Raw genomic sequence first — 19,376 nt, 5'->3', positions numbered from 1 at the left:
AACGTTCCTTGGGGTCGGGCACGGGTGTCAGACGACGCCGGCGCGCAGAATGTCGTGAATGTGGAGAATGCCGACCGGCTTGCCCTCGGCCACCGCGAAGACGACGGTGATCGGCACCGGGCGCCGGTTCATCAGCCCCAGCGCGGCGCTGGCGAGTTCGAGCGGATCGACGACGAAGGGGGAGGAGGTCATCACCTTCTCCACCGGCGTGGCCAGCAAGTCGCTGCTCATATGCCGGCGCAGGTCGCCATCGGTGACGATGCCGGTGAGGCATCCCTCGCTATCGACCACGCCGCAGCAGCCGAAGCGCTTGCCAGTGATCTCGATCAGCACCTCGCTCATCGGCGTGCCGAGCCGCACCAGCGGCATTTCGGCTTCCTGGTGCATGATGTCGGCCACTTTCAGCAGCCGCGCGCCGAGCTTGCCGCCGGGATGGAAGACGCGGAAATCGGAGGCGGAGAAACCCCGGCGCTCCAGCAGCGCCACCGCCAGCGCGTCGCCAATGGCGAGCTGCATCAGCGTCGAGGTGGTGGGCGCGAGGCCGTTGGGGCAGGCTTCCTCCACACGTGGCAGCACCAGCGCGACATCGGCGGCGCGGCCGAGCGTGCTCTCGGCATTGGAGGTGATGGCGACGAGCGGCACGGCGAAGCGGCCGGCATAGTGCACGATGTCGCCGAGTTCGGAGGTCTCTCCCGACCAGGAAATCGCGAGCAGCACGTCGTCCGGCGTCACCATGCCGAGATCGCCATGGCTGGCTTCGGCGGCGTGCAGGAACAGGGCCGGCGTGCCTGTCGAGGCGAAGGTGGCGGCGAGCTTGCGCCCGATATGGCCGCTCTTGCCCATGCCGGTAACGATGACGCGCCCGCGCGCGCCTTCGATCAGCGCTATGGCGTTTTCCACGGCGTCGCCGAGTTCCGCCTCGATGGCGGCGCTGAGCGCGGCCAGGCCCTTGGATTCGATGGCGAGGGTGCGCAGCACCCGTTCGCGCAGCCGGTCGTCCCGCTGGGGCGCGCCGGCGGCATTTTTCTGAGGCTGGGCCGTGCCCAAGGTTCAACTCTCCCTTGCTCGGGGCCGCAGGGCGCGCTGCGCCCGGCCGCCCTTCAGCGCCACGCCGGGCGTCAATAAGCGCCAAATGCCCGCGATGCAATGGAGGAGCCGGGGAACCGCCGATACCACCCGCACGTTGGGACGCGCTGAGACGGGCTGGAGGAGATGGCAATGGATATGGGGCGCGGCGTGGCCGGCTCGGCGGTGGCGCCTCGGCGTCTGGCGCACACGGAGGGGCGCACGGAACGGCTGTGGCGGCGCTGTACCCAGATCGCCGTCATTGCGAGCGCCGTGGTGATCCTGGCGGCGGCGCTCGCCATCGCCAGCGCCGTGCTGATTCCCATCGTTGCCGCCGTCATCATCGGCAGCGTCATCGGCCCGGCCATCGAGGGCCTGGCCAAGCGCGGCGTGCCGAGCTGGCTCGGCGCGCTGCTGATGGTGATCGGCATCGCCGGACTGATCTATGGTCTCGCCGTGGCGCTGGCGGCCCCGCTGGCGGAATGGAGCGCCCGCGCGCCGGAGATCGGCGCCATCATGAAGGAGCGGTTCGCCGGTCTGCGCCCCGTGGTGCAGACGTTCGCCACTGTGGTCGAATCGATCCAGTCGATGGGCCGCGCCACCGAAAGGGCGCCGGTGGTGGTCGAGATGGCCGATTCGAAGATGCTGGAAAGCGTGCTCTCCATGGTCACGCCGGTCATCGGCCAATTCATCCTCTTTCTCGGCTCGCTGCTGTTCTTTCTCGCCGGCCGTGTGCAGATCAAGCGCCGCGTCGTGCAGGTGATGACCCCGCGCCAGACCCGGCTGACGGCGCTGCGGGTGTTTCGCGAGATCGAGGACAGGCTCGGCGCCTATCTTGTCACGGCGACCTTCATCAATATCGGCCTCGGCATCGCCACCACGCTGGTGACCTGGGGGCTCGGCATGCCCAATCCGCCGCTCTGGGGCGTGCTCGCCTGCGTGCTGAACTATGTGCCCTATGTCGGGCCGGCGGTGACCACGCTGATTCTGGCCATTGCCGGGGTCGTGACCTTTCCCGGCATCCTCGAAGGTCTGTTGCCGGCGGCGGCGTTCCTGTTCATCACCAGCATCGAGGGCCAGTTCCTCACGCCGATGATCGTCGGGCGCCGCGTCTCGCTCAACCCGTTCGCCGTGTTCCTGTCCATGGCGGTGTGGACCTGGCTGTGGGGGCCGGCCGGCACCTTCCTGTCGGTGCCGCTGCTTATCGCGGCGATGGCGCTTGTGGATGGGATGCTGGCGAAAAGCCGCCCGCACCTGCCGGGCTGAGACTATTCACAGGACATGTCGGGGGTGCGCTTGACACCTGCGGAGGCGTGCCTTAACACCCCGCTCACTCGCTGCGGGGCACGGTGCTTCCGACCCGCGCAGGGGGGGTGTAGCTCAGTTGGTTAGAGCGCCGGCCTGTCACGCCGGAGGTCGCGGGTTCGAGCCCCGTCACTCCCGCCATTCACTTTATTGTTATTTCTCATATTCTTCCCCTATAGTCCCGTCAGGCTTCGAGTGTTCCAACTCAGCTTGACCGTCTTGCTCCAACCTTTGATCATGGGCCGTTCTTTTTATCGCTTTGGACGCCCCTTTCGTCGAGCCTCCTGAACCGCCCGAATCGTAGCTAGATTAACTGGGACGTAGATTGCGAAAAGAGCGTTTGATGTTGAAAGCGTGTTGCCCATAGCGTGGCTCAGTTGTTCGGCGCCAGCGCCGCCCGCAATAGCCTCGACCGCACCTGATCGACGAAAATCTGCGAGTGTGAACCGTTCGCTATCACCGAACTCGGCGGCTCGTACGTCGCGGAAGTCGTCGCCGAGCGTATCCTTCGAATAAGGGGCGCCGGATCGGTTGCGAAAGATGAATGCATCGCCGTGGAGTTCTACAGGGAGGTGAGCGAGATAAGCCCCCGACGCGGCTAAGCCGCGGGCGCTCAGGTCGCCGCCAACCGGCTTGCCTGTTCCTTTCCCTGTTCCGTGAAGAACGCCTGCCCATGCCTATCTCTGGCGAACTGTGAGGCTCTCAAGGCGCGAACGTCAGCGGGGCTTATCAGGGAATCGTTACAGCGATTACGGCAGCGAACCCCTGAAATCCCAACCGGCGCGCTCTTTTGGAGAGCCGAACTGCCTCGCCTTCGGTCCACATTTCGGATCGTCCGGCTGGCGAAGAATTGCGGACCGCAAGCGAGGGGTCGGCGTAACGCGAGCAATAGCTCGCCATCCACTGAGCGACGAGGGCATAGGTGAGACGGGCAGCGTCGCGCAGGCTCGGCACATTCTCCAGGCGCGACAGCGTCGGCCGGGACGCAGGGTCGGCGCCGCTGCCGGGCAGGCGGAAACAGCGGAACTTCAAGGCAGATCAAACCGTAGCCGGTCGAAGTCGTTGCAATCCTCGTAGCCACCGGCGATCGCGCAGAATGCGGGCGCGGATCATGTCGGCGAGACCGTGCATGACGCGGGCCGGATCGTGGCGGTCGGGAACCAAGGCGGCAAGGCAATCGGCGATGCCGAGCAAGAACGAAAACGAAGAAGACTGAAAATGCGATGTGTTTTCTCTCAGTTGTTATTGATTTCATATCCTAATTTCTTTGAAAATCCGCTCCGGTATGTTCCGGATTATCAGCATTATAAGGCGCCAGATCGGCCGCACATAGATCACGTCTTTCTTTCGCTCTACAGCGCGCGCAATGGCGTCTGCGATTTCGCTCGGTTCAGCCGTTAGCTTGGCTGGCAGGTCCATCCCTTCGGTCATCTGTGTGGCGACGAATCCCGGCAGGACGGTCACCACGTGGACGCCCCGTTTTGACAGACGGTTGCGCAGGCCTGAGAGGAAGGCTGTGAAGCCGGCCTTTGCGGAGCCGTAGACGTAGTTCGTAGCCCTGCCGCGGACCCCGGCGACCGAACTGATGCCTACAATCGTGCCACTGCCGCGTTCTTCAAAACGGTTTGCCAGGACTGCCAGAATGCTGACGGGCCCTTCGTAGTTGCTCCGCATGACGCGGGCGGCGGACGCAACGTCGCGCTCGCTCTCTGCTTGTTGTCCCATCAGGCCGACGGCACAGACGGCGATCCGTGGCGGCTCAGGCAGTTCTGCGACAAAGGCTTCGTGCGAGTCCGTGGCAAGCGCATCGAACTCGTGCAGGCTGACCGAAACCTCGTAGCGCAACTCCATGTCGGTCTTGTCCGGTTCAAGTGTTGAGGCATGGCGTGCGGCCAACTGAATGGGGTGGCCGAGGACTGCGAACTTGTGCGCCACGGCTTTGCCGATGTCGGATCGGGCACCAAGGATAAGAACGGGGGGCTTTGTCACAGGGCCAGCCTTTCTGATTGGGCAGACGTGAACCGGCTGGTGAACCCGTGGCTGTCGCGATGGGCATGAAAATCTGCGGCGCGGGGGTCTGACGCGCGTAGTGTCGCGCTGGTCATGCGGCTGTCCTTCGCGAGGTAGAAGCGACCGCCATGCGCGAGCGTTATCTGGTCCAACCGGTCCAAAAGCGCCAGGGTCTTGGGCGTGACCGGGAAATCGAGTGCAAGCGTATAACCCTCCATAGGGAAGGAGAAAGCGCTGTCCTGTTTGCCGAAGCGCTTGAGCACGGCCAAGAAGGACCCGGCTCCGGCTTTCGCAATCTCGGAGAGCAGCGCAGTAAGCCCAGCTTCGGAACGGTCCAGCGGTAACGCGCATTGGAATTGTGCCAAGCCTTTCCGCCCATAGATCCGGTTCCACCCCAGGATCGCATCGAGCGGATAGAAGTAACTGTCCCAGTCCACCAGTCGTGTGCCGGTCTTCCTTTCGCCAGCCCGGTAGTAGAGGGCGTTGAAGGCCCGCACCGTCAGGCTGTTCAGAGTGAATGCGGGGAGGTCCATCGGGATGCTGAGCTTACGCTTGGACGTGATCTGGAACGGTGCCAGCGCCTGCCGCGGGGACAGATCAGCGCGGCCCGCATGCTCTCCGAGCATCACAAGAGAGCGGCCGAGATTACTGCCGGCTGCCAAGCAATCGATCCAGGCCACCGAGTAGGTCGCATCCTGTGCAGCCTCGAACGCGGCCATAGCCGCCTTGAGGTTCGGGGCCGCAAGGGTGGTCTGGCGGATCCAGGCGGTCTCCACCGGCTGCAGACGGATGGCCGCCCGCAGGATGATGCCAGTCAAACCCATGCCGCCCAGCGTGTGGTCGAACAGGTCTGGGTCATCTTGCGGGGAGCAGCGCCGGACTTGCCCATCGGCGCCCATGACTTCGATCCAGTCGACGCAGCTGCGGAAGCTTCCGTCCCGATGGTGGTTCTTGCCATGGACATCCGCTGCAATTGCACCGCCAAGCGTCACGAACTTCGTCCCGGGCGTAACCAGAGGGAACCAGCCCCGGCGCAGAAAGGCAGCGATGATGTCGCCCAGTAGAACACCGGCTTCTGCAATCAGCTGACCGGAAGCGGGGTCGAAGGCGATCATCCGATTGAGGTGCCGCATATCGATGGTGGCGCACGTGTTGATGGCGCTATCGCCATAGGCACGCCCATTGCCTCGGGCGATCAGGCTTGGCTCAGAGGCGACCAGTTGCTGCAGCGTTTCCATACTGCGCGGTCGATGCACCCGCGCCTCCAGCACCGGATAGCGCCCCCATCCCGACAGCTTCATGCCGGTGCCGCCAGTTGCCGGTCGGTGAAAACAAAGCGCCGGTCAAGGTTGTACTTCACGACATAGCCGACTGAGAGCCCCAACATCGCCCCCAGTTCGCGCATCATGTCGGTCTGCCAGATCAGCCAGAACGCTGTTTCCGTGCCCCAGAATATCGCCGTCGTGACCAACCCCATGGCCGTGTAGAGGGAGAACTTCCGCCCGTGTTTCTTCACTCCGGTCCCAACGTCGTAGAAGATCCAGCGCTTGTCGAGCACATACTTAATCACCAAGCCGACGATGGTGCCTGCGCCAACAGCCCCCGCGAAGTGGACGGCAGTTTCGCCGAACTGCAAAACAAGCCGCTGGGAGGCCAGGTTGGCGATGGTCGCTACCACGGCAAAGGCGGCATAGCGCAAGATAAGTGTGTGCAGGCTCACGCCAGCGCCCCCCCAACAACGAAGCCGAGGATAATCAGCAGGCACATCTGGCTTATCCGGTCCTTGGCGGCATAAACGACTGGATCGTCATGCATCTGGCCGCGATGCGCCACCATGACGGTCCGGGTGACCCAGTAGAGCAGGACAGCGCAGACGCCCCACAGGGCTTCGGGATGGGCGTAGAGTTCGACGACCGCGGGCGAATTGACATAGAGCGTCATGACAAGCACGGATACATAACCCGCCCCGATCGCGATCATCGAGATGATCGGCAGGTCATCCACGTGGTACCCGCGTCCACTTGCTTTTAGGCTGCCGCGTTCGGCGCTGTCGATGAGTTCAGCTTGGCGTTTGACCGCAGCCAACGACAGGAAGAAGAACACTGAGAACGCGAGCAACCACACTGACAGCGGAATTTCGGTGACGACCCCGCCTGCGATGATCCGGGCCGTGTAGAGCCCGGCCAGCACGCAGATGTCGATGACGATCCGGCGCTTGAGATGCAGCGAATAGGCTGTGGTCAGAAGATAATAGGTCAAAATTACCAGCAGGAATGGCGGGCTGATGCTGGTCGCCAGCAGACCACCCAGGAGAAGCAGCCCCGCTGCCATCCACGTACCGTGAGCGATCGGGATGCTGCCGGAGGCGAATGGGCGGTTCTTTTTGCGCGGGTGGGCGCGGTCGGCAGCGAGATCGAGCAGGTCGTTCAGCACATAGACGCTCGATGCCACCAGGCTGAAACAGACGAAGGCGAGCAATGACAGGAGAAAGGTCTGACTGTCCAGCTGGTGCGCTGCCAGCATGGGCAAGAAGACAAGCGCGTTCTTCAGCCACTGATGTGGACGTAACGCGCTGATATAGGGTTTGACCGATTTGGCATCGGTGACCAGATGCTCGGCGCTGTCGCAGACGCGCTCAGCCTCTCGGCGGAGTGCGGCCGGAGCGTTGACGGTGATCGCCCTGGCGGCCCGCTCCCAGACCGGCAGATCGGCCTTGGCAGCACCCATGTAAACGAAGCCCTTGAACCCGAACCGCTCTTCCAGAAATTGCCCTTTGCGCTCGCCCTTCAGATTCAGTTTGCCATCAGAGCCATGCACCTCGTCGAAGATGCCCAAATAGCCTGCGATGGCGTTGGCGAAATCACGGTCACTGGCTGTGACAAGGGCCGTTCTTCCGCCAGACGCGCGCCACTCTTGAACGAACGCGATCACCTTGGGATCGTAGGGGAGAGTGGCAGGCTCGACGGCTGACGCCACCGCGAGATGTCGCTTGAGCGATGCCCGGCTACCAGTCAGAGCGGCGACAGAAAGGAAGGGACTGCGCCAGTCACGACCGAAGGCCGACCAGAAGCTCTCAAAGAGCATGTCACTGCGCAGGAGTGATCCGTTCAGGTCGACAACGAGGATTTCACGGGGTTTCAAAGACAAAGATGCGCCGCTCCTGATCGTGTCCCGTGATGTGGTGTAGCTGACCGCTGGCCAGTGTGGCGCGCCGATATGGGCGGTTTACTCAGGCCGACATGTTCGGCAGGGCGGGGACGTCGGGATCATCGCCTATGGCGGCGATGGTTTCCAGCATCATGTAGCGGGAGCGCTGGACGGCCCATTCGTCGTTATGCTCGAGCAGGACCGCCCCGACGAGGCTGACGATTGGCCTGCATGAACCGCTCAGAAATTGCCGGAGGCCCCAATTCCTGAGAAATAGGGGCCATTATGATCAACAAGATGACGAACGCGTTTTCGCCTGAGGTGCGCGAGCCCGCGGTATGGGTGGTGCTCGAGCACGAGGGGGATCATTCCTCTCGGTGGGCGGCGATGGTTTCGATCGCCGAGCGGATCGGCTGCACGGCGAAGACGCCGAACGAGTGGGTCAAGAAGACAAGGTCGACGCGGGCAAGCGGGCGGGCGGGCGCAGCGACGTGTCGAACAGGAAGGACCGCAACGCGGCCCGTCCGGCCTGGAAACTGTCGCTTACCTGATCCTCCGCGCCGCCTTCGCCCGTTCCCATCCCCGCCCGTACGCCGAGCGCTTGGCATGGGCGTGGATCACCACGTGACGCCGGGAACACGCACGCTGGCGGTCTGGAACCCTGCCTTCTCCACGATGAACGGCAAGAGACGCTCCACTGCATGGAGCAGCGTTCCGTCGTCCGGAAGCGGCTCCATGGGAAAGTCATCCCAATGCAGGCCAAGGTCCATCAAGGGACGAAGAGCCTGCGTTCGCGCCCAGAACATGGTGCCCAGCGGGAAGTCGAAATAATCGGGAAGATCGCCGATCCCGAGCTTGCGCGCGAGGTTTTGGGCAATCTCCTTGTTTTCGTTCCATCCCACCAGATGCGCCTCTTCGGCCATGACCAGCCCCAGATGGGTGTCCTTGCTGAACGCACGCATGACGGTATCCAGCATGGCGTGCCGGCCGCCGAGAAGATGTTCAAACAGGAAGGTCCGCCACCCCTCGCCCATGGCCGCATCGGTGCTGAGGCTCCGCTTGCCGTGGACGTGGCCGACGACATCATAGTTCCCCGCCAGCGCTTTCGGTAGGAACTCCATTAGGAAGGGGCCGACATCCCTGCCGCGATTGTCCACGACGGTGACGTCCACGGCACGGGCCTGGTCGTTGAACACAGACCGGATGTGGCGGGCTTTCGCGTCCGTATCGGTCGTGATGAAGAGGTCGCATTCGAGGCGGTTGCGCGAAAGGCGGTCGCGCAGGTCGCCGGCGAGGTCGGCGTAATAAAGATGGGCATGCAGGGCGCTGCGCTGCGGCAGGGCGCCGCGACCCGTACCAGGACCGTCCGGCGCCAGGACCTTGCGGGACCAGCGGCCCGTGGGCCGGCCTGTCCGCAGCCAATGGGCCAGGGGATGCTCCGACCCCGTCACGCACTCCGCCGCATGCGCCTCGGCATAGATCTGCGGGTTGAAGCCTTCGCAGGGGCGGCGAAACTGCGGGTTGGAGGACGGGTTCTTCGTCATGCCCATGACGGACCATTGAACCATGACCCGCCACTCGGCCTCGCCGGGGGCAAGGACGGAGGACTCCGGGGGAATCGCCAGCTCCGCATCCACAACCCCTTCCCGCTGCAGGGCGATCCAGTCAGCGCGGGGGAGGGCGTTGGCGGCATCAAGCCCCCATTGGTGGACCTTCGCCACATAGGCGTCGAAGTCGAACGCGGCGCGCCCGACACGGGCAACATCCTGACGGAGCTTGGACATTCCGGCTTTATTGTCGGCGATGTCGCATAAGATCTCGGCCGCGCCATGCACGTCCGTGTGGGGCGCGATGAGGAAGCGGGTGGCGTCGTCGGCATCAAGAATCTCAGCCGTCCCACACGCATCCCGAAAGCAGACTGTCGGAATTCCCCGAGAAATGGCATCGATGGCCACGTTCGGCTGCGGATCGAGGCGGGAACTCAAGAAGAAGGCGTCCGCTGCGGCATAGATGGGCTCAAGGTCCTCCACCGCCTTTACAATATGGAAACTGTCCCCGAGATCGGAGTTTTCGATCTGGTAGGCGAGATAGGCCGAGTAGGCGATGTCCGCTTCAGGATCAAAGCCGTCCCCGACCCAGACGAACTGGAAGGGAATATCAGGGCGCAGACGCCGCGCCGCCTGCGCCGCGCCGACGAAAAGATCAACACCTTTCCTCAACTGCACCTGGCCAACGCCAATGACAATGAACGCATCCTTCAACGCGCTGCGATCGAGGCAAGCGGGGATATTGGCTGGCACCTTAGACTCGGAGGCTGCCGCCGGAGGATCGTTTCGCCCTTGGGATAGAATATGAATACCTTGCCGCTCGTCCAATCCCGGAAAGGCGTTGAAGGAGGACTTGGCCGAGATCTCCGCCGGGAAGACCACATGCGAGGCCCAGTCAAAGACATTGCGCATCTTCGCCAGCGGACGTGTGTAGGCAGCAAACTCGTGCACGAGACTGACGACAGGAACGCCATTGCGAACCAACTCTGGAACAACAATCTGAGTTTCGATGCTGTTGGAGACGGCATAGGCGATGTTGTACTCAGATATGAGGCGTCGAGCGAGGCGCCGCGCTTCCGAGGGGTGCCAATCGTCCCGGGTGAGAGGCCCGATGCACACGCTCGACTCTTCGCGATAATTTTCCTCCAGCTCGCCGCCCCGCAGCAAAAGCGAGATGACGGGCGCCTGTCCGCGCAAACCCCTCACCAGGTTCCAGCCAAGGACCGGCGCGCCGGTCCGGGAGGCTTCGTGAGAGACGACGAGGACCGCTGAGGCGCCCCCCTCAGGCAAGGGCGGGAAACGCAGCTGGTCAACGACCGAAATCCCCCGCCGCCCTTCGAGGCGACCATGGTTTTCGTAATGATAAAGCGGGGAAATGCCCGCCTTCGCAATGTCGGGATATCGTTCGCGATAATATTCCGGGTCGAAACCGTGCGCGCAGGGCCACCCCAGGACCTCGCCGATCACCACATAATGCAATGCAGGATCAACACCTTCAGGGAGACGCCGACCATAATACATCGGATCAAAGATCTGGGACCTGCGGACATGCTCGGCCCGAGCCTGGGCTTCGACCTCGTTGGCGGGCAAGGAAAACCCTGCGGCAGTCAGGGCAATCCAATGGAAAGCCGGCGGCCCCTCAAGACCAGCTGCCACATAAAACGGCCAAATAAAGTCACCATCAAATCGTGCATTCGGCGGCACGCCGATGCGCCAGCCCACATCCGCGTAATGGGCTATGGGATCAATAAGGTGCGGGCGCCCGACGGCGCTCCTGTAGAATTCCAGATCTACGAACCCGCTTAGTTCTAGTAGTTCCCTGAAACGTGCGTCAAGCTCAACCCCGTTCATCGTGGCCCCACTTCAACGTATCCAACGCGGTCCGTAAATCTTCCGGCGCACCCAGATCCTAGTCGCCTTCGGCAAAAAAAGACGCATGCCAGCGAACCGCATGATCGTTTCGACCGAACCACGCGTGTGCTCAAACAACTCCCGCCAATATTCCGCATTCACCTGCGATACTTGCTCCTCGCGCCCCAACCTGGCAGCGGCGCGATGATCATCCTGAAGACCCGCCCCACGCAGCTTCTGCATCAGGGAGACCTGGATCCGCAGGGACAGGCCGACGGCGTCCTTTTGCGACTGAAGCGTTGCGATCTGGGCTTGTAAAGCCTTTACCGTGTCCTGAAGAAGGGCCACCTCGCCCCGATCTGCGACATCCTGCGGTCGTTTTCCAGCCGGAGGAGCGGAAGCGCCGACCTCGGGGTCGACCACGGGCGCGGAGAGCGCCGCGGCTTCGGGGGACGAGGCGAGGTCCGCCTGGCACCGCTGAATCTCGCCCTCCAGGGCCAGCAGCCGCTCGGTCGCGACAAGAAGATCGGCCTGCGATTGCTCGAGCTGCGCGGTTCGCTGATCCAGCTTACGCTGCATGGTCGCCCTCTCCCCCTGGTCGGCGCCGGCCTTGTCCAGGAGCGCCTGCGCGCGGGCCAGTTCGGCCCGCGCGGTCTCCAGGTCCCGCAGCACGGCCCGGTGCTCGCCGGTGACGGTAGACAGGTCGCGGGCAAGGTCAGCCGTGCGGGCCACATGCTGTTCCGCCGCCACGGTCACGGCGCGCAAGTCCTCCCGCAGACCGGCGACCATGGCTTCCACTTCCAGGCTCCGTGTGGCGGACAGGCGGGCGAGTGCCTCCTCCGCCCGCTCCGCGCGAGACAGGGCCGAGCGGGTGCCGTGCTCGGCGGCACGCAATTCCGCGCGCGTGGCGCGCACCTGCGCCTCATATTCCTCGCGCACCTGCGCGAAGGCGACCTGCTCCCTGGCCCGTTCCGACCCCTGGGAGAGGATGTCTCCGATGGCGCTGGTCTCGAAGAAGACCGAAGCCTGCGCCTCGTCCAGGTGGCCGTCCGAGGCGACCACCAGATTATACGGGGCCCGGGGAATGCCGGAGCTGGCCTCGTAATGGTTCTCGCCCCGCCGCTCGAAGGAGAGAACCCCGCGGGCCTGGCCCTCCGGGAACAGGACGGAGCCGAGGACGGGCCGCTGCAGGAACATGAAGGTAGGGCGGAAGTGGCGGGACAGCAGCCGCTCGAACTCGTGCCGGGTGAGTTCGTTGACATGAAAGGGGTTGGCGCTGCTCCCAAGCGGCGAATACACGGCCCGGTCGGGCGATGAGATGATGAACCGGCCGCCCGGCCGCAGCACCCGCTTGACCTCGGCCAGAAACTGCTCGTGTTCGAAGAAGTGCTCCAGGGTTTCGAAGGAGACCACCACGTCGATGCTGGCATCGGGAAGGGGAAGGGCGCGCGCATCCCCGTTCACATAGGACAGGTTGGGCCTGCCATAGGCGCGCGCCGCGTGGGTCGCCGCCGCCAGGTCCACCTCCACCCCCACCACCGAGCGGGCCACCTGGGCCAGGAGGTTCGACCCATAGCCTTCGCCCGACGCCACATCGAGGACATCCGCATCCCGGCAGAAGGCCCGCGCGAAGAAATAGCGGTGCAGATGCTCGATCTCGATCTGGCCCGACACGGCGCTCGTCAGCCGCTCTCCGGTCCATTCGAGCTCCTGGGACGGTGCGGGCCGATCAAAAATCTCACCCATGAATGTACGCTCCAAATTCGGCCTTCATGTCGGGCCGCGAGCGGGCGCGAAGATGCCGTGATTCGCCCCCTCAATTCAAAGGGATGCGCGGCAGCTTCGGGGTTGCCCTCCGTTCCCTTAGACCATTCTTCGGGGTTCCGATGAGACAGACCGGCGGAAAAACCTGCCCTGTGGGCACTTCTGTCAGCGTCGACGCGACATCCGCAAACGTTCACGTCCAGCGAGGCGGCAAAGCGCTTCAGGCCCTCGAGGAAATTCAGCTGCGGGCTCCAGCCCAGCTCCCGCTGGGCGCGGCCGATGTCCAGGATGTTCACCGGCACATCGAAGGAGCGCGCTTCCAGATAGACGCGACGGGTCTTCTGCCCGAGCACATGCTCGATGCCATCCAGTACACCATTGAGGGCGATGCCTTCGCCGGAGCCGATGTTGAAGATGCGGGACTGGACATCCGCCGTCGCCGCACGGGTGATGGCTTCCACCACGTCGCTGATGTGTACGTAATCGCGCACCACCGTACCGTCGCCCCAGATTTCGATGGTTTCGCCCCGCAGCGCCTTGCCGAGGAACACCGCCACAGCCCCCTGGCTGGCCTGCAGGCGCTGGCCCTCGCCGAACGGGTTGGACAGGCGCAGGACCACATAGTCGAGGCCGTGAAGCTTGCGAAACAGCTCCAGATATTTCTCGATGGCGAGCTTGACGATGCCATAGGAGCATTGCGGCTCAGTGGCATGGGTCTCGGGGATGGGCAGCAGCCGTGGCGTCCCATAGACCGTGCCCCCCGACGACAGGAACACCACCCGCCGCACCCCGGCCGCCTTCGCAAGCTGCAGTAGCCGGATGGAGGAGACGAGGTTGCTCTCCACGTCAAAGGCCGGATTGTCGTTGGAGGACTTGGGAAGCGTGGTGGACACCAGGTGGAAGCACACATCGCAGCCCTCCACCGCACGGGCCACCTGGTCCTGGCAGGTGAAGTCGCCGTCCAGCACCTCCACGCGCGGATCAAGGCCGAGAGCAGCAAACGGCGCGAGGGCCGAGGTGCCGGGCCGGTCGAAGCTGCGAACACGCCATCCGGCCGCCGCCAAAGCGGTCACGAGATGACTGCCGATGAAGCCGCGACCGCCTAGCACCAGGCAGGTTTTCCCACTGTTTGCAGAGGTTCCCATTCCAAACCCGCAATTTCCCCACGCCATGAACAGCCCCGACATTTCCGCCCGCCCCTAGGCGCCCGAACTTGCGCCTAACCGGCCTCCCCGAGCGGCAGGCGGAGAAATGAGGTGTCTGTGCCCCTTGAAGAAGCGGGCGCAGATGCAGCAGCCCCCTCTATTTGATGGTCAATAGGAGCCAATTGGTGTCCGGCACGCCATTGGCATCGACGGAGAAGTTCACGTTGTCCCCCGCCGCAGCGGGTACCTGCAGTGTGAAAGGTTGGCCCGGCCGTACGACGGCCTGTCCCAACTCCTTCCCTCCCGCTGAAACCACTATGTGAGCCGTGCCCCCGCCGCGCTTCACAGCTTCGGCAGAAATATTCGGATCCATGGCCGCCTCAACCCTCATTGAGTCGCGGCCGGACCCCTGCAGGAAGCTCTTGGCATCGAACTCGAAAGTGGTCGCCGTGGTGCGACCAGGATGGACGAACAACACACTCTCATCGCGGGTATCCTTAAGGAGACCATTATAATCCCCAAGATTCAATTTGCTAACAAATTTCAGAAGGTTGAGCCGAATCTCTTTATTCTCGACGCGGTCGGCAACATCATCACGAGCAAGAACGATGAAAAAATAGTCAATGTGATTGAAGTATGTCCGATCGAAAACCTTGACCGCCCGATAGCGACCAGACTGCCAGGCCACCTGAGGCGACGCCGGGGTCGTTCCGCTTTGGTTCTGCATGATCATGATTTCAGGCAGATACTTGAGAACAACATTCCCCTCCTCAAACCGGCGATTGAGAAACGACCCGTCGATCACCTTACGCTGCGAGTAATAGGCTGGGTTCCCCCACATGGTGTAAACGGTAAAGTCTTTTGGGGTATTGGCATTCACCCAGCGCCCGGCCTCTGACCGGTCAAATTCATGATTTGCGGCGAACCACTTGATCGCCTGAGTTCCGATGATTTCCCCCCGCATCATCAGACCAGCATAAGTGCAGACGAGGGTCGCCGGCAGGGCGACACGAACCCAGCTGAGCTTGGCGGGAACGAATGCCGTCGCGAGCCCAGTCACACCCGCAAAGCCGATGGCTCCCAGAGTGAACAGCCCGAATAGTGCGGGCATGCCATACCAATTGTAAGGCTCGAACGGGTATTTAAGCGTGTAGGCTACCGTATGGACAGCGACTGTTCCGAGTAAGAACACCGCCAGTGGGAGGTTGCGCCGCCAGAACAGGGCAAGCACGGCAAAGACCGCCATTGGCAGATGTATGCCGGTAAGGAAAATATAATCACTGAACCACTTCCAGGTCATGGACGTGGGGAAATCGTTCTGGTGAAGCGACTTGGTCAGGAAGGAGTTCGGCACGGGGTAGCCGAAATACACCCAGGCAAAGCCATACCAGGTTGCGGCAATGCCCCCCGCGATCACCGTCGCCCGGAGAGGGAAGCGCCGATCCCGGAGCCAAACGGCGAGCAGCAGCAGCCCACCTGCCGGCACCAGGTCAAGCTTGTTCACCATGAGCAGCCCGGCAGCGAGACCCAAGGTCCAGGTCATGCGGGGACACAGCAGGCCAGCGACGCCGAGGGCCAACAGTGCAAAGGTGAGCGGGCTTTCGAGGCCGGACCCGGAGAAATACATGATCCCGGTGTCCAAAGCCGTCATCACCAGGAAGGTAAAGCCGGCCACGAAACCAAATTGGAGCAGCAGCAGGGTGGCAACGCCAGCCAGTGCGAGGCTCCCAAGGCCGATACTGATAACGATCAGCGAAGGCACAGAAGGAAAGCCGAGGGCGATGGGAATGGCCAGAAGCACCGGGAAGAGCGGCGCCGATGCGCCCCAAACGGGGGCCTCGCCCAGGTTCCAGACCCAGAACTCCCCCTTCGCCATATTCTCGGCATAGCGAAGGAAAAAGGCGCCGTCGTCGGCAAGCTCAACGCCCAGTCGCACATACATGGCCGCCATATAGACCAGAAGCGCCAGTGTGAAGAACACCAGAACGCCGCGACGCGAACCCGCAATCCCTGTGACCGCACGCATTCCTGTTACCATTTTCCCACACCGCACAACCGGTGATTCCCTCGCGGACCAGCTTACACCTCTGCGCCCGACTGATCTGAGCCCCGTCACTCCCGCCATTCATATGGAATGGGGCCTCCCGAGAGCGCCGAAACTCCCGCTCCAAAATCTTGCTTCCATCGAACAGCGTGCCCTCGCTGCCACGCTGCGCAGGCGATCCGGCTTTCGCGCCGATGCCGGCTTTTGCCGGCCGGGCGGGGCTGATAGTTTTGCCGCCGGTGATGAGTGTGAGGTAGGGCGCATGATCAAGGCATTCCCGTCGGCCATCCTTCTGGCCTCCGTGCTGCTGCTGGCGGGCACCGCCGCGCCGGCCCTGGCCCAGGACGGCCTGAATCCGCCGCCGAACAGCCAGGGCCAGGGTTCCTCGCCCAACCCCTTCGTCAATGATCTCGGTCCCGACGCGCCGCAGCCGCTGACGGGCGAACTGGTGCCGCTGCCGGGTCCGCCGCCGGAGGGCAAGGAAGCCGAGATCAAGCTGCCCGACTGCGCGCCGCCCAATTGCGGCACGCCGCAGATCATGGAGTAGGGCGCCCTCGCGGTTCCCGCATCGCCGCACGGCGAGAGCCCTGTGGACGCCGCAGGCTTGAGGCGGCAAGGCGCGAATGCCCATGTGACAGCGGCATGAACGCCCGTGTAGCCTGGTAGCTTCTTACTGCGCCCCGGCGTGGTGATTCAGCGGGAGGGCGGCCATGGACACGATCATCGACTTTCTGAACACCATCTTCTGGGGCTACGTGCTGATCTACGGCCTGCTGGCGGTCGGCATCTATTTCACCATCCGACTGAAGTTCCTTCAGATCGTGCATTTCCCGGAGATGATCCGTTCGGTCATGGGGTCGAGCGAGACCGACCATGCCGGCATCACGCCGTTCCAGGCGCTGTGCACCAGCCTCGCTTCGCGGGTCGGCACCGGCAACATCGCCGGCGTGGCCGTCGCGCTCTATCTCGGCGGGCCGGGGGCGATCTTCTGGATGTGGGTGGTCGCCTCGCTCGGCATGGCCACCGCCTTCGCCGAGAGCACGCTGGCCCAACTCTACAAGATCAAGGACGAGGACGGCCAGTATCGCGGCGGCCCGGCCTTCTATATGGCCAAGGGACTGAAGGCGCCCTGGGCGGGCTCGGTGTTCTCCGTCTGCCTCATCCTCTCCTTCGGTCTCGTCTTCAACGCGGTGCAGGCCAATTCCATCGCCGACGCCATGGAAGGCGCCTTCGGCTTCCCCAAGCTCGGCACTGGCGTCGCCATCGCCGCGCTCACCGGAATCATCATTTTCGGCGGCATCGCCGCTATCGCCCGTGTGGCGGAAATCGTCGTGCCGTTCATGGCGGCGGGCTATCTCGGCATGGCGCTGTTCGCGGTGGCGATCAATATTGGCGAGGTGCCGTCCATGTTCTCGCTGATCATCGCCAGCGCCTTCGGCTTCGCGCCGGCGGCGGGCGGCGTCGCCGGCTCCGTGGCGGCGGCGATGCTCAACGGTGTGAAGCGCGGCCTGTTCTCCAACGAGGCCGGCATGGGCTCGGCGCCGAACATCGCCGCCGTCGCCACGCCCGATCCGCATCACCCGGTCAGCCAGGGCTTCGTGCAGTCGCTCGGCGTGTTCATCGACACCATCCTCATCTGCACCGCGACGGCGTTCCTGATCCTGCTCTCCGGCCTGCTGGAGCCCGGTTCCGGCCTTACCGGCACCCAGCTCACCCAGGCGGCGATGAACCACCATATCGGCTGGGCCGGCACCTATTTCGTGGCGGTGGCGATCTTCTTCTTCGCCTTCACCTCGATCATCGGCAATTATTCCTATGCCGAGGGCGCGCTTGTCTATCTCGGCATCGGCGGTCATGTCGGCCGGGCGGTGCTGCGGGTGGCGGTGCTCGGCATGGTGATCTGGGGCGCCTACGAATCGGTGGCGACGGTGTTCAACGCCGCCGACGCCTCGATGGGCCTGATGGCGACGGTCAACCTCATCGCCATCGTGCTGCTCTCGGGCCTTGTCTCGCGGCTGACCCGTGATTATCTGCAGCAGCGTCGGGCGGGGAAGAAACCCCGCTTCACCGCCGCCTCCATGCCGGAACTCTCCGGCGAGATCGACACCGACATCTGGAGCCGGTGACCCCGGGGGCAGGGCCCGGGGTGGACCAAGTGTCTCACCCCGGAGATTCTCAGCCCCCTCTGCGCCTGCCATTTGGGAAGAGACGCGCCGTATCGTGTCGGGGCTGCGGCTGGCCCTGACGATCCGGCCGTTGCGCCGAGAAGCCGCGTTGGCGCGCCTGCGGCCTCGGGTATCAGGAGGCTCAAGGCGGTACGGATAATTGAGCGAAACTCGCTGTTATTCGCGCGATTTCACGGGTTTGCACGGGGGATCGCCGTGCGGCGCCGGGCAGCTTCCGCAAGGTGTGAATTCTGTATACCAGACCTGCGCGATTGCCGAGCGATGCCCTTGCCTCGGTCAGGTCCGTGCGATAAGCCTGCCGCGTGCTTTGAATATTTCGCAACTGCGACGCCAAGGCCGACGACCCATCCTGTTCCGGGAGGATCCCATCCATGAGCAGCCTGCTTCAGGATTATCTGCCCGTCGTGATCTTCATCGGCGTCTCGGCCTTCATTGGCCTCGCCCTTCTGGTGGCGCCGTTCCTGGTCGCCTTCGGCCGGCCCGATCCGGAGAAGATGTCGGCCTATGAATGTGGCTTCAATGCGTTTGACGACGCGCGCATGAAGTTCGACGTGCGGTTCTATCTGGTGGCCATTCTCTTCATCATCTTCGATCTCGAAGTCGCCTTCCTGTTCCCCTGGGCGATCACGTTCGGGGAGCTGGGCAATTTCGGCTTCTGGTCGATGATGGTGTTCCTGGCCGTGCTGACCATCGGCTTCGTCTACGAGTGGAAGAAGGGAGCGCTCGAATGGGATTGAGCGCGAATAGCCCTCTCGTCGCCCCGGCGGCCAAGGGTATCATCGACCCCAATACCGGGCGTCCGGTCGGTGCCACCGATCCGTTCTTCGTCGAGGTCAATGCGGAGCTCGCCGATAAGGGCTTCCTGGTCACCGCGACCGACGACCTGATCAACTGGGCCCGCACCGGATCGCTGATGTGGATGACCTTCGGCCTCGCCTGCTGCGCGGTCGAAATGATGCAGACATCGATGCCGCGCTACGATGTGGAGCGGTTCGGCTTCGCGCCGCGCGCTTCCCCGCGTCAGTCCGACGTGATGATCGTCGCCGGCACGCTGACCAACAAGATGGCGCCGGCGCTGCGCAAGGTCTACGACCAGATGCCGGAGCCGCGCTACGTCATCTCCATGGGCTCCTGCGCCAATGGCGGCGGCTACTACCACTATTCCTATTCGGTCGTGCGCGGCTGCGACCGCATCGTGCCGGTGGACATTTACATCCCCGGCTGCCCGCCGACCGCAGAGGCTCTGCTCTACGGCGTGCTGCTGCTGCAGAAGAAGATCCGCCGTACCGGAACGATCGAGCGCTGAGGGTTC

Annotated in this window: 15 protein-coding genes, 1 tRNA gene and 1 pseudogene; 7 read left to right on the top strand and 10 right to left on the bottom strand. The window is 63.5% G+C overall.

The genetic code is table 11. The annotated features are described in order from the left end of the window. Positions 1–27: 27 nt before the first annotated feature. Positions 28–1,047, bottom strand: a complete 1,020-nt coding sequence (locus J2S75_RS03190; RefSeq protein ID WP_370874071.1) for a KpsF/GutQ family sugar-phosphate isomerase — start codon at positions 1,045–1,047, stop codon at positions 28–30. 171 nt (positions 1,048–1,218) lie between these two features. Here J2S75_RS03190 and J2S75_RS03185 point away from each other — a divergent pair, with 171 nt between their 5' ends. Both J2S75_RS03185 and J2S75_RS03180 read left to right on the top strand, forming a co-directional pair. Next, the gene (locus J2S75_RS03185; protein WP_307018107.1) at positions 1,219–2,331 is read left to right on the top strand and encodes an AI-2E family transporter; all 1,113 of its coding nucleotides are present in this window, start codon (positions 1,219–1,221) and stop codon (positions 2,329–2,331) included. 103 nt (positions 2,332–2,434) lie between these two features. Then, positions 2,435–2,511 (top strand) — tRNA-Asp (locus tag J2S75_RS03180). Positions 2,512–3,621: 1,110 nt separating this feature from the next. Here J2S75_RS03180 and J2S75_RS03170 read toward each other — a convergent pair. The 5 genes and pseudogenes from J2S75_RS03170 to J2S75_RS03150 all read right to left on the bottom strand — a co-directional run. Beyond that, entirely contained in the window at positions 3,622–4,359 is a 738-nt protein-coding gene (locus tag J2S75_RS03170; protein ID WP_307018105.1) for an SDR family oxidoreductase, read from the bottom strand. After that, positions 4,356–5,681 (bottom strand): FAD-binding oxidoreductase, encoded by a 1,326-nt coding sequence (locus tag J2S75_RS03165; RefSeq protein WP_307018104.1) that lies wholly within the window; start codon positions 5,679–5,681, stop codon positions 4,356–4,358. The genes J2S75_RS03170 and J2S75_RS03165 overlap by 4 nt, the downstream gene beginning before the upstream one ends. After that, positions 5,678–6,100: a GtrA family protein gene (locus J2S75_RS03160; protein ID WP_307018102.1), complete on the bottom strand. Its 423-nt coding sequence runs from the start codon at positions 6,098–6,100 to the stop codon at positions 5,678–5,680. The genes J2S75_RS03165 and J2S75_RS03160 overlap by 4 nt, the downstream gene beginning before the upstream one ends. Continuing rightward, positions 6,097–7,527 carry a UbiA family prenyltransferase gene (locus J2S75_RS03155; protein ID WP_307018100.1) on the bottom strand — a complete coding sequence of 477 codons (1,431 nt, stop codon included), beginning with the start codon at positions 7,525–7,527 and terminating at the stop codon, positions 6,097–6,099. Before J2S75_RS03155 ends, J2S75_RS03160 begins: the two co-directional genes overlap by 4 nt. A gap of 82 nt (positions 7,528–7,609) precedes the next feature. Next, positions 7,610–7,750: pseudogene (locus J2S75_RS03150) on the bottom strand (IS256 family transposase); the annotation flags it as partial. Between the two features lie 154 nt (positions 7,751–7,904). On the opposite strand from J2S75_RS03150, the gene J2S75_RS22455 reads away from it, so the two are divergent. Next, on the top strand, positions 7,905–8,078 hold the full coding sequence (locus J2S75_RS22455; protein ID WP_370874070.1) for a hypothetical protein: 174 nt from the start codon (positions 7,905–7,907) through the stop codon (positions 8,076–8,078). 66 nt (positions 8,079–8,144) lie between these two features. On the opposite strand, the gene J2S75_RS03140 is transcribed toward J2S75_RS22455, so the two are convergent. The 4 genes from J2S75_RS03140 to J2S75_RS03125 form a co-directional block, all read right to left on the bottom strand. Further along, positions 8,145–10,925 carry a rhamnan synthesis F family protein gene (locus J2S75_RS03140; RefSeq protein ID WP_307018098.1) on the bottom strand — a complete coding sequence of 927 codons (2,781 nt, stop codon included), beginning with the start codon at positions 10,923–10,925 and terminating at the stop codon, positions 8,145–8,147. A 12-nt stretch (positions 10,926–10,937) separates the two neighbouring features. After that, a complete protein-coding gene (locus J2S75_RS03135) occupies positions 10,938–12,671 on the bottom strand; it encodes a methyltransferase domain-containing protein (protein ID WP_307018096.1) in 1,734 nt (577 codons plus the stop codon). Beyond that, entirely contained in the window at positions 12,608–13,876 is a 1,269-nt protein-coding gene (locus J2S75_RS03130; protein WP_307018095.1) for an NAD-dependent epimerase/dehydratase family protein, read from the bottom strand. The genes J2S75_RS03135 and J2S75_RS03130 overlap by 64 nt, the downstream gene beginning before the upstream one ends. A gap of 115 nt (positions 13,877–13,991) precedes the next feature. Further along, entirely contained in the window at positions 13,992–15,860 is a 1,869-nt protein-coding gene (locus tag J2S75_RS03125) for a glycosyltransferase family protein (protein WP_307018093.1), read from the bottom strand. A gap of 280 nt (positions 15,861–16,140) precedes the next feature. On the opposite strand from J2S75_RS03125, the gene J2S75_RS03120 reads away from it, so the two are divergent. From J2S75_RS03120 to J2S75_RS03105, 4 genes are all read left to right on the top strand, one after another. Beyond that, positions 16,141–16,425: a hypothetical protein gene (locus tag J2S75_RS03120; RefSeq protein ID WP_307018092.1), complete on the top strand. Its 285-nt coding sequence runs from the start codon at positions 16,141–16,143 to the stop codon at positions 16,423–16,425. A 163-nt stretch (positions 16,426–16,588) separates the two neighbouring features. Next, a complete protein-coding gene (locus tag J2S75_RS03115) occupies positions 16,589–18,004 on the top strand; it encodes an alanine/glycine:cation symporter family protein (RefSeq protein WP_307018090.1) in 1,416 nt (471 codons plus the stop codon). Positions 18,005–18,435: 431 nt separating this feature from the next. Then, positions 18,436–18,801, top strand: coding sequence for an NADH-quinone oxidoreductase subunit A (locus J2S75_RS03110; protein WP_244376387.1), 366 nt, complete (start codon positions 18,436–18,438; stop codon positions 18,799–18,801). Continuing rightward, a complete protein-coding gene (locus J2S75_RS03105; RefSeq protein WP_213372402.1) occupies positions 18,792–19,370 on the top strand; it encodes a NuoB/complex I 20 kDa subunit family protein in 579 nt (192 codons plus the stop codon). Before J2S75_RS03110 ends, J2S75_RS03105 begins: the two co-directional genes overlap by 10 nt. Positions 19,371–19,376 lie beyond the last annotated feature (6 nt).

It is taken from the genome of Ancylobacter polymorphus (assembly GCF_030813495.1).
Classification (GTDB): Bacteria; Pseudomonadota; Alphaproteobacteria; order Rhizobiales; family Xanthobacteraceae; genus Ancylobacter; species Ancylobacter polymorphus.
This window is presented reverse-complemented; position numbering and strand designations above follow the sequence as displayed.